Origin of the sequence: Exiguobacterium sp. BG5(2022), from assembly GCF_031844365.1 — a bacterium.
In the GTDB taxonomy this organism is placed as follows: Bacteria; Bacillota; Bacilli; order Exiguobacteriales; family Exiguobacteriaceae; genus Exiguobacterium; species Exiguobacterium profundum.
On sequence record NZ_JAUZVB010000001.1, the window covers coordinates 1,406,424 to 1,421,076 of the forward strand.

Below are 14,653 nucleotides of genomic sequence, written 5' to 3' on the forward strand. Positions count from 1 at the left end.
TTTATGCCTCTTGTCGAACGACGGTCGGGAGCTCCATAAACTGACTCCGACTGTGGAAGACGACCCCGACCATGACGAGCGCGATCCCGGACAAAGCGATTGGCGATGGCATGACGGCATGCAGGAAGACCAGTTCCCCGATGAGCGCGAACAGGACTTCGAGCGCTTGCGTCGCTTCGACGGACGCCAGTCTTCCCATGTCATGTTTGACGAGATCGGTCGCCATGAAGAATAGCACGGTCGCGACAACCCCGGATAACAGGGCGACGAGGAATGTCTGCCCGAGCTGACTCGATGAGGGACGCCCCGTCGTCAACCCGTAACCGAACAACAGGAGCCAGACCGGGAGTGACCCGAGACACATTCCGAGGATTCGCTCGAACACGTCGAGGTCCGTGTGCTGCATCATCTTCCGGTTTCCGAGCGGGTAGGCAAATGCGGCGATGATGACCGGCACGACCCCAAGCCAAATGAACCGAGGTTCGAACGACTCGAAAAACTCCACTTGCATCATTACGACCCCAATGAGAATCAAGACCGAGAAGCGAAGTCCGCGCCATGGGATTCGCTCCCGTGTTCCGTCTGCCTTCTTGAAGAGTGGGGACAACAGTGCCCCGGCGACAATCGTCACTTGCCACGTACCCGCAATCAACCACGGGGGTGCGACCTCGGCCGCGAGACAAATCGGAACGTAAAACAATCCGAACCCGACCGTCCCCCAAAGAATCCATGGACGAGGACGTTCTTTCAATGCTGAGAGGACTCGCTTGAGTCCACCACGAAACGCGACCACAACTAGCAGTAACGGAATCATCCACAAAAAGCGGAGCGAGGCACTATAGGCAAAGCTGCCACCTCCGACTTGCATCACTTCGTTCAACACGAACGTGCTCGCAAAAAACAAGGCGGCGAAGACACCGAGTATGAGTGGACGCATACGTTCCCTCCTTTCCGAATCCTGTCATGTTCTCGACATCTCGCCATTTCTCCTGCAAAAAACGGACGACCCTTGGCCATCCGTCTCTTTATTCCTTCTTGGTCATGTCCGGCGTTCGAGTGCGGCAATCCGCTCCATCCGCTCGAGGATTGGTTTCGCCTGATCGATATACGCCCTCACTCCAACAAGCGACAACGACGCCGCATGCGCCTCCTCATTTCGCCATACTTCATAGACGAATACGGTATCCGCCTCATCGAGCGACACGTGGACCCGATACGATTCACAATCCGATGTCGCCTCCATCTCCCGCGCCGCTTCCGACAAAATTGCTACGAGTCTATCGCGTTGCCCCGCTTTCGTGACAAGCTTTCCAATCAGTGCGTACATTTCCAATCCTCCCCTTTCTCTTGCATCGACTTCTTCCACTTACCATATGCGATTTCCTGCTTGGTCGGTTCACACGTGTAGAGGTTAAAAAAACGGACGACCCTTGGCCATCCGTTAATGAATATCGCGTTTTTGGAAGTTCCCGCCTTTGACCTCTGTCACCTCATACACGACGACGAACGCTTTCGAGTCGACATCATCGATGATGTCTTTGATTTTTCGTTCTTCGAGCCGGTTGATGACACACGTGATTTCGTAATAACTTTCTTTGGAATATGCTCCTTGGATTTGATTCAACGTGGCGCTCCGTCCGAGACGGTCCCGAATCGTCTCGACCATCTCCTGCGGTTCACTCGTGATGATTTTGAACGTCTTCGCCCCGCTCAATCCCTCTTCGACGATATGAATCACTTTCGAGGCGATGAAGTAGGCGATGGCGGACAAGACCGCTCCTTGAAGACCGAACACCGTCGAGACGACGATAAAGACGAACGTATTTAAAAATAAAATCAAATCACTCGTACCGAACGGCAATTTACGGGATAACAGGACAGCCAACATGTCGATGCCGTCAAGCGCTCCCCCGTTGCGAAGCGAAATCCCCATCCCGAACCCGAGGATGATCCCACCGACCACCGTGATGAGGAGCGCATCCCCTTCGATGATAGTCGGAACATGGTGCATAATGACCGTACCGACAGACAAAGACGCAATCCCGGTGACTGAAAGGATGGCGAAGCTCTTCCCGATTTGTTTATAACCCAGATAGACAAACGGAATATTTAACACCCCGATGAAAATACCGAGCGGCAGTCCCGTCAGTTGTGACCCGACAATACTAATCCCAGTGACGCCCCCGTCCGAAACGTTATTCGGAATGAGGACCGATTCCAATCCATACGCCGCGATGAGTCCCCCGATGATGTTCATCATCATTTGAAACGCCATCAACCACGTTTTGTTTTCTCGTTTCATCCTATAGACCTCCATCCATTGTTCAACAACCTTCTTAGCCTAACATAAAATAATACTAAGATAATTTATCAAGAATCCTCCATCAATTCTGAATATTCATGTCAGATTCTCTGTCATAAATGATTGTCGGTTCGTATCATTTGTTATACTTAAGAAAATGGAAAGGGGGCACCATGTATGCAGCGTACACCTATGCCTTCCCCGACACCGGAGGAAGTGCAGCGCTTAAGGCGGGAACATAATCCGATCAAGGCTTCTGAACTGTTTGTAAAAGTCGTCCTTTTGCTGCTCGGCTCCCTCGTCTTTGCAGTCGGCTTGGAGGCGTTCCTCGTACCGAATCAAATCATCGACGGTGGTATCGTCGGCGTCTCGATTATCGTGTCGTACTTGACGGAAACGAAGCTCGCGATTTGGCTCGTCCTCTTCAACTTACCGTTCATCTACTTCGGGTATCGGCAAATCGGAAAGACGTTCGCCGTCGTCACGTTGACGGCCATCCTTCTCATGTCAGCCTTCACCATCGTCCTTCACGACATCAAGCCTTTCACAGACGACCTCCTCTTGTCGACCGTCTTCGGCGGTTTTTTACTCGGTGCCGGAATCGGGCTCGTCATCCGGGCGGGAGGATCACTCGATGGAACGGAAATTCTTGCCGTTTCCTTCACGAACCGATTACCATTCTCCGTCGGAGAGATTGTCATGTTTTTCAATATCTTTATCCTCGGGACGGCCGGATTCGTCTTCAGTTGGGACCGGGCCATGTATTCGCTCCTCACCTATTTCATCGCATTCAAGACGATCGATGTTGTCCTAGAAGGAATTGACCAGTCGAAAGCGGCCTGGATCATCACGTCCGCACCAGACGATATCGGGCAAGCCATCATGGACCGGCTCGGTCGAGGTGTGACGTATCTTCATGGAGAAGGCGCCTACACAGGTGACGGGAAGAAAGTCGTCTTCACAGTCATCAGTCGATTAGAAGAAACGAAATTAAAAGACATTCTCGATGACTATGATGAAAAAGCGTTCCTCGCCATTGGCAACATTCACGACGTCCGCGGCGGACAATTAAAGAAGAAAAACATTCACTAAATGTGAAATCCCCTATAACCGCTGGACCATCATCGCCAACGGTTATAGGGGATTTTTACGCAAACTTGACCTGATTTCGTCCATTTTGCTTCGCTTCATACAATGCTTCATCTGCTCTTTCGAACACGACCATGCTCGGTTCATGCCCTGCAATCGCTGCACCGATTGAAATAGTCATCGGAATAGTTTCACCCTGAAATTCGAATGGTGTTCGCTGTACCATTTGCACGATGTTTTCTGCCACCTTCACCATACCTTCACTACCTTCAATGACGAGCAAAAATTCTTCGCCACCGTATCGTCCGACAAATCCAGACGGCGGACAGCTCCGCTCCAACGTTTGTCCGATATGACGAAGTGCTGCGTCTCCTGCTAAGTGCCCATATGTATCGTTCAACTGTTTAAAATGATCGACGTCGATAACGAGTAACGTCCACGGTTTCCCGGACATTTCCAAATCGTTCATCTGTTCGAGCGTCCGATAACGGTTTGGAAGTCCCGTCAACTCATCAATGGTCGCCCGGTGCGTATGTAGGAGAAACATCCATAGATGCGTCTCGAGCTTCTTTGCGGCCCAATAGCAGAGCCAGGCCCCAAAAGATAACATGAGAAAATAAGGAACAAATACATTTATAAAGACCGTCTCATTCACACTGCCGCTCACTTGAATCAAGACGAGGAGCGCACCTAACCCGATGTAGATGGCATACCCTCTCCCTCGACGAATCGGTAAGCGTGTCATGACAAGAGAAAATAAAAAGAAGACAAATAACAGTAGTAACGAGTCTACGAACGGAGCACTCATTCCGTGCAGCGTCGTGCGTCCGATGAAGATCAGACCGAGCGTGACGATAGCTCCGAACGGTCCAGCGAACGTTGCGGATAAGGCAATCGGGATGAGACGAAGGTCGATTCGTGCATCCCCTAATTCGATGGAGTTGATGGTTAAGAGAATTGCCGTCAATCCGTTAGAGACTCCAAACCAAAAGCGTACGAACAACGGGGAAGTCGGCTGAATCGGTAAAACTGTCCGCATCACATAGAGTGTGAGCGACATGAATAAAAAGATCAGACTGATGTTGATAAAAAAACTATTAATACCTGTTTCCACCGATTCCCCTCCTTCCTTTCACGTTTCCATCCTATCCCAACCCATCGAGCGCTGTCATCCATCAATTACCGGATTCATGAAAAAAGTCGAAAGCTCACGCTTCCGACTGCTTTTGAATCATCTGCTTCATCAAGTTAGCACTGTTTCGTGCCGACTCGTTCTCTTCCTGCATCTGAATGTACACCTCATGACGATGAATATCGATATGACGCGGGGCATCAATCCCGAGCTTCACTTGGTCGCCTTCGATGGCGAGTACCGTGAGCGTCACATCGTCGCCGATATGGATGGCCTCACCTTGTTTTCGTTTCAATACGAGCATCAGCGCACCTCCGCTTTCGTGCCACCGAGTGGATAACGAGCTGGATACGCATCGTCTAGGATGACTTGTTTCCCGCGACGTTCCTTCGTCTCGATGACGATCGGTGCTTTCAAGTTGAGCGTCGATGAATCAAAAGGTTCACGAAGCGTCACAATAGAATAGACCGATACGTGTTCCGCCTCCTCGATTCCAAGTTGGTCTTTCGCGCCATCCGACAATTCAAACGCATAGTCCGACTTATGCCAAAACGGATTCGTCACGACGAACGCGCATGCCTGTTCCTCAATCGACTGAAGCGACCAGAACGGCAAATCTTCCCCATACGGAATCAACACGAACGTCTTTGATTCCGGGAATCCCGGAATCTCACTGACGAAGGTGATCGTCTCCGCTTCGTTTATTTCAATCTTGCCAAAGTAGTCTGTTTCAATGAACATGGATTGTCCTCACTTTCAACGCGTTTCATCATACATCCCACCGACCGGCCACATCTCGAGTGACGCCTGTTGACGGAGCGAAATGTCCGTCGTCCACGGCGTGAACGAGATGTCGGTCGGAGTGAGCGATACATCAATTTGGGGTGGTGTGATATTCCACTCGATTTTCACATCCGCCGGCGTATACGTCAACTTGACACGATCGATTGATTTTGGCATGTAGCCCATGTCAACAATCGGATATGGGTCATTCACTTTCTCAGCCGCTATCGAAGGGATTGGATTCCCGTTCTCGATTCGCATCATGCGGTCGCCGTCTCGAGCGATATTCGCCATCGCTTCTCGGGCACCTTGTTCCCCAATCCGCCCGAAATGTTTACCGAGTTCGAGCACACCCTTCAGATTGCTCTCACTTCTCGCTACTGATGAATCAACCTCAAGCTTCCCTTGTGTCGTCTGTTGCGTCATCTCGGCTCTCCCTTGTTGGATGGACAGGTCGGCCCGTCCCTGACGCATCTCGAGTACCGGTCGATTGGATGTCATCTGGATTGCGGCCTGTGTCTGCCGCATCTCAAGTCTCGCGAGATTCATCATCAATTACCGTAAGAAGTCGAGGAGCGTCGGCTGAATGATGCGGGCACCTGCAGATAACGCTGCACGGTGTACAGTTTCATGTGACTTCAGCTCCATAATGACTTTTTCTACATCGATGTCTTCATTATCAGACATGATGGTCTTGGCGATAATCTCATGATCTTGAAGACGATTGTCGACGAGCTCCAAACGGTTTGCTCGGGCACCGAGCTCCGCCCGTTCCGTGATCAAGTTTTGACCGAGTGTGTCGAGCGTATCAAGTTCTGCAGACAAATCTGCCCCGGCAGTCGTTGGATCATTAAGAAGTGTAGTTAATTTATGAAGCCCTTCAAATAACTCCTTACCAAAAACCGTTTCCGGTTGCATGTTCACTTGTACAGTAATTCCTTTTGACACTTCAAATTCGATCTCCCCACTTGCTGCAGGTGCCGTTCCACTCTCATAAATCGAATCGACAGAACCAGCCGGATTCGCTAAATACGCTTTTAACTGTTCGACATTGATGAGAGGTTGATCTGTTTTCGTACCGTTATAAATATACTTTTCGCCTGCTTTTGAGTTCGCAAGTGAACCGATGTGTTCAATCAATTGATCGACCTCGCTCTTGATGATGGCACGTTGCGACGATTCATACGTATCGTTCGCCGCTTGTGTCGTCAACTCACGAATCCGCTTGACAGCTTCCGTGACTTCGTTCAATGTCGAGTCCGTCAAATCCATCCAACTTGTCGCTTCGCTGACGTTACGTCGGAATTGGTCGACTTCTCGCACCTCGGTCCGGTAACGGATTCCCTGCATCGCGACGACTGGATCCTCCGATGCTTTTTGAATCCGTTTCCCGCTGATGAGTTGTTCCTGGACACGAGCGAGTGTGTTGTAACTACTTGATAAATGCTTCAAGTTCGTCTGTGTGAGCATTGTCTGTGTGACACGCATCAGTCATTACCTCCCTACGACACCCATGCCGTTAATGATTTTGTCTAACATTTCATCGACAGCTGTGATATTTCGAGCCGCCGCATTATAAGCGTGTTGATATTGAATCATCATCGTCATTTCTTCATCGAGCGAGACTGCGCTGACCGATAACCGACGTTGGTCCGAACTACTTAAGAGAGCAAATGTACTCTTTGCCAAGTTCGCGTTTTGGCTAGCCTCGACTGCCATGTTTCCGATAACATTTTGATAGTACTTGCCGATCGAGGTTGAGGTCGTAACCGAACCCGCAAAGTTAAGCGCACTTTCTTTCAATTGCGCAAGTTCGAGAGCACCACTTCCATCCCCGATGTTCCCGTCCTTAGATGCTGCAATTAAATCTAAGTTCTTCATGAAATCAGGGTTCACAGTAATGGTAGCGGCGCTAGTAGTACCAACGAAAAAGTCAGTTCGACCGGCATTCCCGTCCGCGTCCATGTTTGTTCCATGCGCTACATTAAATGCTGATGCGAAGACGTTCGCCATCTCATCTAAGTCTTTGAGCATGTTGGTGAATGCCCCGTCGATTGCTTCTGGACCAGTTGCACTTCCGTACATCTCAACAAGAGCCTTCCATTTTCCGTTAGGCATGTCGGCATGCGTCATCGATGTATTCGTACCTGCAGCATCGGTCATAGTCATCCCATCAAATTTCCCGACTCCGCCCGTAAGACCGTCTACGAGTTTTACTTCTGTACCACCGACGACTACACGAATATCGATTCGTCCTTCTGCGACACGTTGCGAGTTCCCACGTGTTTCGCCGTTCGTGTAATCCACCGGCACACGTTCGAACTCAATGTATTGCGACAACTCATCCATGTAGCGATCGCGCTCATCATACAATTCATTTGGCAGAACACCAAGAGGCTCTGCATCACCGATTTGACGGTTGACGTCACTGATTTTCGTCAACAAATCATTGATTTTTTTCGTGACGACCCCTGCTTCGGTCTTTAAGTCATCCTGTACTTTAGTCAATGATGAAGACATATAGTTAAATGTCTGTGCCAACGTCAATGCTCGTTGCCGAACTACGCTTCGCGCACCCGTATCGTCCGGGTTGACCGACAAGTCTTGAAGTGATGCCCAGAACAAGTCGAGCGATTTAGCGAGTCCGTTCTCAGACGGTTCATTGATGATGTCTTCCATCCGACCGAACGCGGCTTCTTTCGTCGCATAGAAGGCGTTCTTCACCGACTCGTCACGATACTGTTGATCGATCATAAGATCGCGAATTCGGGCGAGCGTCTCCCCGCGTACACCTGTCCCGAATTGTCCGGCTTTCGTCCCGCCGAAGTTGACCGAGAGCTGTTCGGTCATCCCGAGTGTGAGTCGTTGGCGCGAATAGCCAGGGTTTGAGGCGTTCGCCACGTTATTCCCGGTCGCTTGAAGCGCCCATTGGTGTGTCGAGAGACTGCGGCGTGCCGTCTCTAATCCCATAAATGTTGAACCCATTCCACTTCCTCCTTAAACGTCACGGCTGAACGAGCGTGTTTCGAACGCTTGTTGTCCGTATGTAAAATCATCTGCTTCCGGCATGAGCATATCCAGATGCCAAGTAATATAACGAAGGGATTGTTCGAGCAACGTCGCGTTCAATTCGTTCTGTCGCTTTAACTCGAACAAGACCGGTCTCAATTCCTCTATCTCTTCATCGTCCAATTCATACGTCCCTTGAAGTCGTTCCGCTTCTTTTTGTGAAATTTGTCGGACGAGTTTTGCTTCTTCTTTGACGAGCGTGCTAAATGCCACCATGTCATTTTGAATGAGTTGCTGTTCTTTTGCGTAAGCCAATTCGAGTAACCGTTTATGTAATGTGAGCATGAGTCTCTCCTTTTTCAAAAAAAGAGCCGACTAAAGAAAGGGGTACCCCTTATTTAGTCAGCTTCCGTGCCGTGTTATTCAGTGCGAAGGCCTCAAACGGACCTCGCTTCCATTCATCCTTGTAGAAAGCGTTTAGCGATTTCGCGCGCGTCCCGTGAATATGTGCCTGCATCAATCTCCGCTTTTAAAGCGTCGATTTTAGCGAGACGGTCCGGATGTTTCACCGGTTCTTCAAACCGGGCGCGAGCTTCCGCCGAAATTGACAATTGGTCCGTTTGGCTTGATTGCGCGGGCTTCGGCTCGACTTGCGTTTTCTTTTCATAAGTGTTTGGTAAGTGTACCCACTTGGCTGAATCGATGCGCATGCGTCTTCCCCCTCTTCATGATGTTAATCCAAACGATAAGCGCGGATACTCGACTTTTTCGCCAAGCCCTCCTGCATCTCCTGTAGACTGGACAGTTCCTTCTGCATTTCTCTCTGGCAGTTCGAACAGATTTTTCCTTCATTCGTAGGCCGACCACAACGGACGCAGCTGATGGCAAGCGCCGGATTGTCTTTGATGATCAAGCGTCCTTCGTGGATATATCGCGTGATATCAAGTTCAGAGACACCTGTCGCTTCGACGAGGGCTCCGATGGTCGTCTGTTTGTTGGCTGGTTCACGAATGAAATCGCGGACTTTCAAGAAGTTTTTATAATCGACTTCATTACATGATGGACAGTACGGTGAACGTCCCTGTTTCATAAACAAGCGCCCACACATTTGGCAAGTTGCTGCATCCATTGGTTTCACCTCTGCCCTTTATATCGGACGCGATTTTGATTTGTTTAGCGCCCGAAACAAGCAAATCGCAGAAACTTCTGATGCACCTGCCTGTCGCAACGAAAATGCCGCCTGATGAAGGGTCGTTCCCGTCGTATAGACGTCGTCTACAAGAATGATTTTCCCATATTTCACTGAAGTTGGTACAGTGAAAGGGTTCGTTCGGTGTCGTCTTCCTTCTTTCCCGAGTTCACGTTGACTTGAAACCTCCGTTTTTTCGAGAATCTGCCGCGTCGGACCAATATATCGCGCGAGCACCTCGGCCTGATTGAAACGACGTGTCTGAAGTCGCTCCTTACTCAACGGAATCGGAACATAGGTCACGCCAGATGAACGCAATGCCCGAAGCGCTGGGACAACCGATAGGGCAATGACGACATCCCCGCTGAATTTATATCGATGTAGCCAGTCAATTCCTGCATCATCGTACGCGTACAGGCAGCGGACGGTCAAGTCGAGACCGAGTGCGAGCCAGCGGATGCAGTCCGGACACGTCTCACCGGTCTCATTTGGTTGACCGCAGCGTGGGCAACCTGTCCCGAGCGGCGTCAGTTTCGACTCGCAAGAGGGACACACCCAGTCCCGTCGCCATAACGTGTCAGGTGTCCACGGGACGGTCATCGACTCATGACAAAGAAGACATTTCATCGCCGATTCGCCTCCCTGATCTTCTGGATGGCAACATCTTGTCGGAATGTCCGCTCCTTGTAAAAGAAACAGACCTCTCCTGTCGGTGTGTCCGGTTTTCGCCCCGCCCGACCCGCCATCTGAATGAGACCCCGCGTCGAGAAGAGACGATGTTCACTTTCAACCACGGCGACCTGCACGTCGCGAACCGTCATCCCTCGCTCCCAGATTGAGGTCGCAAGGACGATCCCTTTCGTTTCTTGAAGCCAATGGAGTGTATCCAACCGTTCTTCCGTGTCAGCAGAAACGGTTTGACACGTGATACCTGCCTCTTGTAACCGACTTTCATATCGCTCCAAATCAGGCTTCGTCGGCACAAACAAGAGACGGGGTTTCAAGGCGTGACGTCGACAGAAGTCTAGGAGTCGTTCGTCGGACTGTTTGACAAGTGTCGGGACCGGCAAATCGAATCCGTGATAGCGCCGCGACAGATGAACCTTCGGAAGCAATTGTTGCCAAACGGTCGGGGTCGCCGTGATAAATAAGAAGACATTTCTCCCGGCCCGACGGATTGTATTCCAAAGTGCCACATCAAAGGCAAACGGGAAGGCATCGGACTCATCGACGAGCACATAATCGAACACGTCACGTAAATTCATGAGTAACGGTGCGGTCGCCACCGTGATCATCCCAATGGAGTCTTTTTCTCCCCCTCCATATCGTTTAGTGACAGGGACTGTGAACGCCTGTTCTAATCGTTCGACCCATTCGATGGCGACATCTTTCCTCGGAGAGACAACCAACACTCGCTTCCCTTCATTGACGACACGCTCAATCACGGGAAACGTCATCTCGGTCTTCCCAGCGCCACACACCGCATGCACAAGTCCCGTCCTCCGTTCGTCCCACCACGTGAGCAGTTGGTTCGCGACCCGCTTTTGGTCTGGGACGAGCTCGAATGGCATCGTCAATTCGGTCGTCTCGGTTGGAGTTGTGATGTCCCGTTCCTGTAGAAAATCACATCGGCAGACACGCCCGAGGTACAAACAATTTCGGCAATAGGCACAGCGTCCATGATGACAAGTGAACGTCCGGACGTGCGTGCTGAGACAGCGTTGGCAGACGCCTAAGCGGATGGCTCGTTTTCCTTTCGGTGCGACAATAAGTTCTCCCATAACCTGACTCCTTTTTGTCATCACGCTACCAAAATACCTATGTAAATACGATTCAACTTATCAAAAACAACATAGGTCTACTACACAAATAGGACCCGACGAAAAAGTCGGGTCCCATCTGTTAAATCTGTTTATAGAACATGATCGCCTCATATGGACGAAGAGACAACGACATTCCGTCGAGCTCAGGCACGTCGTAGTTGTGACTGACGACGTTCACCCGCTCGAATCCTTCTGGAATCGTGTACGTCGTTTCAATTCCATAGAAGTTGGCGACGACGAGTAGCTCCTCTCGGTCCGTCTTCCGTGTATATGCCCAAACGTCTAGCGAATCAGGAGTAAGAAGCGTGTAGTCTCCGTCCGTCAAAACGTCAAGTTCTTTTCGTAATGCAATCAAGTGTTTGTAGTGGTAGAACACCGAGTTCGGATCACGAAGCGCCGTTTCAACGTTCACGTCCTCATAGTTCGGCGCCACGTTGATCCACGGTGTGCCGCTCGTGAAGCCGGCATGTGTCGTTGCATCCCACTGCATCGGCGTTCGCGAGTTGTCGCGTGACTTCTGTTTGATGGCGGCCATCATGTCATCATGCGACACACCCTCTTCCCGCTTCAACTTGTAGATGTTGAGCGTTTCGATATCCCGATATTCATCGAGCGAGTCGAAGCCGGGGTTCGTCATCCCGATTTCTTCCCCTTGATAGATGTACGGCGTCCCTTGAAGGCCGTGGAGCACTGTCGCAAGCATCTTCGCGCTCTCTACGCGGTGGTTCGTGTCGTTCCCAAAACGGCTGACGACACGTGGTTGGTCATGGTTGCACCAGAAGATGGCGTTCCATCCTTTTCCGTGCATCCCACGTTGCCACGTCGACATGATGTCTTTTAATTGAATGAAATCGAACGGCGCCGCGACGAATTTCTCGCCGTTCGGATAGTCGACTTTCAAGTGGTGGAAGCTGAACGTCATGCTGAGCTCGTTCTCGTCCGGGTTTGAATAGCGTACGCAGTGATCGAGCGTCGTCGAAGACATCTCCCCGACCGTGATGACATCATGCCCATCAAATACTTCTCGGTTCATTTCTTTTAAATATTCGTGGATGCGTGGACCGTCCGTATAGAACTTGCGACCGTCCGATGCGTCTTCTGGGAAGTTCTGTTCTTTTGAAATGAGGTTGATGACGTCGAGACGGAATCCTTTGATTCCTTTTTTACGCCAGAACCGCATCATCTCGTAGACGTCCTCGCGCATCTGTTCATTCTCCCAGTTCAGGTCAGCTTGTGTCACGTCGAACAAGTGGAGATAATATTGTCCGCTCTTCTCATCATATTCCCACGCATTCCCACCGAACTTCGATTCCCAGTTCGTCGGTTCGTCGCGCCAGATGTAGTAGTCACGGTACCGCTCGTCTCCCGCCAATGATTTTTGAAACCATTCGTGCTCGGTCGAAGAGTGGTTGACGACGATGTCCATCATGAGGCCGATGCCCCGCGCCTCTGCTTCACGGATCAATTCGTCGAGGTCCTCCATCGTTCCGTAAGACGGGTCGATGGCATAATAATCACTCACGTCATAGCCATTATCGTGTTGAGGTGACTGATAGACAGGCGTCATCCAAATGTATTCGATGCCGAGTTCTGCCAAGTAATCCAGCTTCGCCGTCACCCCTTTAATCGATCCGGTCGCGTTCCCTTCCGGACTGTAAAAACTTTTCGGGTAAATTTGATAGACGACTGATTTGCGCCAATTTTTCTGTGTCATCAACGACATCTCCTTTTTGTAAGAGTTTTCATTTCAATAGTAAAGAGGGAAGAACTGCCGTCCCTCCCTCCCGAGTCATTACTTATGCGACTTTGTTTTCTTCAAGTTCACCTTTCTTCATGTAACGCTTCGACAAGATGAAAGTGAGCGCGAACGGAACGATGATCGCGATGACCATGCCCACGATGAAGAGAAGGATCTTATCTGTGAAGATTGAGAGGAATCCAGGGAGTCCTCCGACACCGATGGCGATTGCTTGCACATCGTTCAATGTGATAAAGATAGCAGCGATTGCCGACCCGATCATAGCTGAGTAGAACGGGAATTTATTTGGTAAGTTGACCCCGAACATGGCCGGCTCTGTGATTCCGAAATAAGCCGAGATGGCTGAAGTCGATGCCATGCTCTTTTGTTTCGCGTTGTGCTTGTAGACGAAGAACATCGCGAGTGCGGCCGAACCTTGAGCAATGTTTGAGAGTGCGATCATCGGCCAGATGAACGTACCGCCTGTATCTGCGATCAACTGAAGGTCGATGGCGATGAACAAGTGGTGCATCCCGGTGACGACGAGCGGTGCGTAGAACAATCCGAAGAGGAGTGCCCCGACGACCGGTACGGCTTCGAACGTGTTGACGAGTCCTGTCGCGATCACGTTCCCGATTCCACGAGTGACCGGTCCAACGATTGCGAGTGCGAGGAATCCTGTGACAACGATTGTTGTGATTGGAACGACCAAGAGTTGGATGGCGTTCGGTACACGTTTTTTCAAGAACATCTCGATTTGGCTCAAGATATAGGCAGCGGCGAGTACCGGCAAAATTTGACCTTGGTAGCCGACTTTCTCGATTTCGAAGAGTCCGAGGATATCAAACGTCGGGACATCTCCTTCAAGTGCTGCCGTTCCGTAGCCCCATGCATTCAAGAGGTCCGGGTGAACGAGCAAGAGACCCATGACGATCCCGAGTACTTCGCTCCCACCGAATCGTTTCGTCGCCGACCAACCGACGAGTGCAGGTAAGAACACGAATGACGTATTCGCCATCATGTTGATGAGATCCCAAAGTCCTTGTAGGTTCGGATACGCCTCGATGAGCGTTTGTCCTTCGATGAAGAGACCTTCCGATGCAAGTAAGTTGTTGATCCCCATAAGGAGACCGGCTACGATGATGGCTGGAATGATTGGCATAAAGACGTCAGAGAAGACTTTGACGAGTTTTTGAAGCGGATTCATTTTTTTGCCGCCCGCAGATTTGACCTCGGCGACCGTCGCCGCCTCAAGTCCAGCGAGCTTGATGAACTCGGCATAGACGCGATCGACATCGCCGGCTCCGATGACGATTTGATACACGCCGGAGTTCTCGAACGCCCCTTTGACGAGGTCGATTTCTTTCACGCGTGCCTCATCGACTTTTGATTGATCCTTGAGGGAGAGACGTAGACGCGTCACACAGTGCGCGGCCTTGTCCACGTTGTCTTTGCCCCCGATCGCTTCTAAGATCTCAGCGGCAATTTGACGATAATCTGCCTTCATGTTGAATGTCCTCCTTTGTTTGAAAACTGTAAATGAAAACGGTTACTTATGAGTACAAACAAAGTATAACTTATCTATATA

The 14,653-nt window shown here is 50.5% G+C and carries 17 protein-coding genes; 1 reads left to right on the forward strand and 16 read right to left on the reverse strand.

All coding sequences use genetic code 11. From position 1 onward, the window contains the following. Position 1: 1 nt before the first annotated feature. From Q9R25_RS07220 to Q9R25_RS07230, 3 genes are all read right to left on the reverse strand, one after another. A complete protein-coding gene (locus Q9R25_RS07220) occupies positions 2-937 on the reverse strand; it encodes a DMT family transporter (protein WP_214690631.1) in 936 nt (311 codons plus the stop codon). 102 nt (positions 938-1,039) lie between these two features. Beyond that, positions 1,040-1,327 carry a putative quinol monooxygenase gene (locus Q9R25_RS07225; RefSeq protein WP_215243755.1) on the reverse strand — a complete coding sequence of 96 codons (288 nt, stop codon included), beginning with the start codon at positions 1,325-1,327 and terminating at the stop codon, positions 1,040-1,042. A 114-nt stretch (positions 1,328-1,441) separates the two neighbouring features. Next, a complete protein-coding gene (locus Q9R25_RS07230; protein WP_214690629.1) occupies positions 1,442-2,302 on the reverse strand; it encodes a YitT family protein in 861 nt (286 codons plus the stop codon). Positions 2,303-2,479: 177 nt separating this feature from the next. Between Q9R25_RS07230 and Q9R25_RS07235 the strand changes: the two genes are divergently transcribed. Beyond that, positions 2,480-3,394, forward strand: a complete 915-nt coding sequence (locus tag Q9R25_RS07235; protein ID WP_084543049.1) for a YitT family protein — start codon at positions 2,480-2,482, stop codon at positions 3,392-3,394. A 55-nt stretch (positions 3,395-3,449) separates the two neighbouring features. On the opposite strand, the gene Q9R25_RS07240 is transcribed toward Q9R25_RS07235, so the two are convergent. From Q9R25_RS07240 to treP, 13 genes are all read right to left on the reverse strand, one after another. Next, positions 3,450-4,505 carry a GGDEF domain-containing protein gene (locus tag Q9R25_RS07240; RefSeq protein WP_260563861.1) on the reverse strand — a complete coding sequence of 352 codons (1,056 nt, stop codon included), beginning with the start codon at positions 4,503-4,505 and terminating at the stop codon, positions 3,450-3,452. Positions 4,506-4,599: 94 nt separating this feature from the next. After that, a complete protein-coding gene (gene csrA, locus Q9R25_RS07245) occupies positions 4,600-4,827 on the reverse strand; it encodes a carbon storage regulator CsrA (RefSeq protein WP_012726976.1) in 228 nt (75 codons plus the stop codon). Beyond that, a complete protein-coding gene (gene fliW, locus Q9R25_RS07250) occupies positions 4,827-5,264 on the reverse strand; it encodes a flagellar assembly protein FliW (RefSeq protein WP_074036208.1) in 438 nt (145 codons plus the stop codon). Before fliW ends, csrA begins: the two co-directional genes overlap by 1 nt. A 15-nt stretch (positions 5,265-5,279) precedes the next feature. Then, positions 5,280-5,834: a DUF6470 family protein gene (locus Q9R25_RS07255; RefSeq protein WP_230872833.1), complete on the reverse strand. Its 555-nt coding sequence runs from the start codon at positions 5,832-5,834 to the stop codon at positions 5,280-5,282. Between the two features lie 27 nt (positions 5,835-5,861). Beyond that, positions 5,862-6,794: a flagellar hook-associated protein FlgL gene (flgL, locus tag Q9R25_RS07260; RefSeq protein WP_214690627.1), complete on the reverse strand. Its 933-nt coding sequence runs from the start codon at positions 6,792-6,794 to the stop codon at positions 5,862-5,864. Between the two features lie 6 nt (positions 6,795-6,800). Continuing rightward, positions 6,801-8,291, reverse strand: coding sequence for a flagellar hook-associated protein FlgK (gene flgK / locus Q9R25_RS07265; protein WP_196431022.1), 1,491 nt, complete (start codon positions 8,289-8,291; stop codon positions 6,801-6,803). A 12-nt stretch (positions 8,292-8,303) separates the two neighbouring features. Further along, positions 8,304-8,660 carry a flagellar export chaperone FlgN gene (flgN, locus tag Q9R25_RS07270; protein WP_074036203.1) on the reverse strand — a complete coding sequence of 119 codons (357 nt, stop codon included), beginning with the start codon at positions 8,658-8,660 and terminating at the stop codon, positions 8,304-8,306. 113 nt (positions 8,661-8,773) lie between these two features. Further along, positions 8,774-9,025, reverse strand: a complete 252-nt coding sequence (locus Q9R25_RS07275) for a flagellar biosynthesis anti-sigma factor FlgM (protein ID WP_074036202.1) — start codon at positions 9,023-9,025, stop codon at positions 8,774-8,776. A 23-nt stretch (positions 9,026-9,048) separates the two neighbouring features. Next, positions 9,049-9,444, reverse strand: coding sequence for a flagellar protein (locus Q9R25_RS07280; RefSeq protein ID WP_074036201.1), 396 nt, complete (start codon positions 9,442-9,444; stop codon positions 9,049-9,051). 18 nt (positions 9,445-9,462) lie between these two features. Continuing rightward, a complete protein-coding gene (locus Q9R25_RS07285) occupies positions 9,463-10,131 on the reverse strand; it encodes a ComFC family protein (RefSeq protein ID WP_311282959.1) in 669 nt (222 codons plus the stop codon). Then, positions 10,128-11,285, reverse strand: a complete 1,158-nt coding sequence (locus Q9R25_RS07290) for a DEAD/DEAH box helicase family protein (RefSeq protein WP_214690624.1) — start codon at positions 11,283-11,285, stop codon at positions 10,128-10,130. The genes Q9R25_RS07285 and Q9R25_RS07290 overlap by 4 nt, the downstream gene beginning before the upstream one ends. A 121-nt stretch (positions 11,286-11,406) precedes the next feature. Continuing rightward, positions 11,407-13,041 carry an alpha,alpha-phosphotrehalase gene (treC, locus tag Q9R25_RS07295; protein ID WP_208606704.1) on the reverse strand — a complete coding sequence of 545 codons (1,635 nt, stop codon included), beginning with the start codon at positions 13,039-13,041 and terminating at the stop codon, positions 11,407-11,409. A gap of 82 nt (positions 13,042-13,123) precedes the next feature. Continuing rightward, positions 13,124-14,572 (reverse strand): PTS system trehalose-specific EIIBC component, encoded by a 1,449-nt coding sequence (gene treP / locus Q9R25_RS07300; RefSeq protein ID WP_074036194.1) that lies wholly within the window; start codon positions 14,570-14,572, stop codon positions 13,124-13,126. Between the last annotated feature and the right edge of the window lie 81 nt (positions 14,573-14,653).

Bases quoted from the DNA above. Each gene is read 5' to 3' on its own strand.
- fliW (WP_074036208.1), bottom strand. From the start codon at position 5,264: ATGTTCATTGAAACAGACTACTTTGGCAAGATTGAAATAAACGAAGCG.
- flgL (WP_214690627.1), bottom strand. From the start codon at position 6,794: ATGCGTGTCACACAGACAATGCTCACACAGACGAACTTGAAGCATTTA.
- treC (WP_208606704.1), bottom strand. From the start codon at position 13,041: ATGACACAGAAAAATTGGCGCAAATCAGTCGTCTATCAAATTTACCCG.
- Q9R25_RS07285 (WP_311282959.1), bottom strand. From the start codon at position 10,131: ATGAAATGTCTTCTTTGTCATGAGTCGATGACCGTCCCGTGGACACCT.
- flgN (WP_074036203.1), bottom strand. From the start codon at position 8,660: ATGCTCACATTACATAAACGGTTACTCGAATTGGCTTACGCAAAAGAA.
- flgK (WP_196431022.1), bottom strand. From the start codon at position 8,291: ATGGGTTCAACATTTATGGGATTAGAGACGGCACGCCGCAGTCTCTCG.
- csrA (WP_012726976.1), bottom strand. From the start codon at position 4,827: ATGCTCGTATTGAAACGAAAACAAGGTGAGGCCATCCATATCGGCGAC.
- Q9R25_RS07235 (WP_084543049.1), top strand. From the start codon at position 2,480: ATGCAGCGTACACCTATGCCTTCCCCGACACCGGAGGAAGTGCAGCGC.
- treP (WP_074036194.1), bottom strand. From the start codon at position 14,572: ATGAAGGCAGATTATCGTCAAATTGCCGCTGAGATCTTAGAAGCGATC.
- Q9R25_RS07225 (WP_215243755.1), bottom strand. From the start codon at position 1,327: ATGTACGCACTGATTGGAAAGCTTGTCACGAAAGCGGGGCAACGCGAT.
- Q9R25_RS07280 (WP_074036201.1), bottom strand. From the start codon at position 9,444: ATGGATGCAGCAACTTGCCAAATGTGTGGGCGCTTGTTTATGAAACAG.
- Q9R25_RS07230 (WP_214690629.1), bottom strand. From the start codon at position 2,302: ATGAAACGAGAAAACAAAACGTGGTTGATGGCGTTTCAAATGATGATG.
- Q9R25_RS07275 (WP_074036202.1), bottom strand. From the start codon at position 9,025: ATGCGCATCGATTCAGCCAAGTGGGTACACTTACCAAACACTTATGAA.
- Q9R25_RS07290 (WP_214690624.1), bottom strand. From the start codon at position 11,285: ATGGGAGAACTTATTGTCGCACCGAAAGGAAAACGAGCCATCCGCTTA.
- Q9R25_RS07220 (WP_214690631.1), bottom strand. From the start codon at position 937: ATGCGTCCACTCATACTCGGTGTCTTCGCCGCCTTGTTTTTTGCGAGC.
- Q9R25_RS07255 (WP_230872833.1), bottom strand. From the start codon at position 5,834: ATGCGGCAGACACAGGCCGCAATCCAGATGACATCCAATCGACCGGTA.